This is a genomic window from Neobacillus sp. 204, assembly GCF_046562815.1.
In the GTDB taxonomy this organism is placed as follows: Bacteria; Bacillota; Bacilli; order Bacillales; family Cytobacillaceae; genus Neobacillus.
The window spans coordinates 1-588 of record NZ_JBJORY010000055.1 but is presented as its reverse complement, the minus strand read 5'-3'; the positions used below and the strand labels follow the sequence as shown (position 1 = coordinate 588).

Here is a 588-nt window from a genome sequence, read left to right as displayed (position 1 = left end):
GGTTAAGTTAGAAAGGGCGCACGGTGAATGCCTTGGCACTAGGAGCCGATGAAGGACGGGACTAACACCGATATGCTTCGGGGAGCTGTAAGTAAGCTTTGATCCGGAGATTTCCGAATGGGGGAACCCACTGTTCGTAATGGAACAGTATCTTTACCTGAATACATAGGGTATTGAAGGCATACCCGGGGAACTGAAACATCTAAGTACCCGGAGGAAGAGAAAGCAAACGCGATTCCCTGAGTAGCGGCGAGCGAAACGGGACATAGCCCAAACCAAGAGGCTTGCCTCTTGGGGTTGTAGGACACTCAACATGGAGTTACAAAGGAACGGGGTAGATGAAGCGACCTGGAAAGGTCCGTCAAAGAAGGTAAAAACCCTGTAGTCGAAACTTCGTTCCCTCCTGAGTGGATCCTGAGTACGGCCGGACACGTGAAATCCGGTCGGAAGCAGGGAGGACCATCTCCCAAGGCTAAATACTCCCTAGTGACCGATAGTGAACCAGTACCGTGAGGGAAAGGTGAAAAGCACCCCGGAAGGGGAGTGAAATAGTTCCTGAAACCGTGTGCCTACAAGTAGTCAGAGCCC

The 588-nt window shown here is 51.7% G+C and carries 1 rRNA gene; it reads left to right on the top strand.

What is annotated here, in order from left to right:
• Positions 1-588, top strand: a 23S ribosomal RNA gene (locus ACJ004_RS30135); the annotation flags it as partial.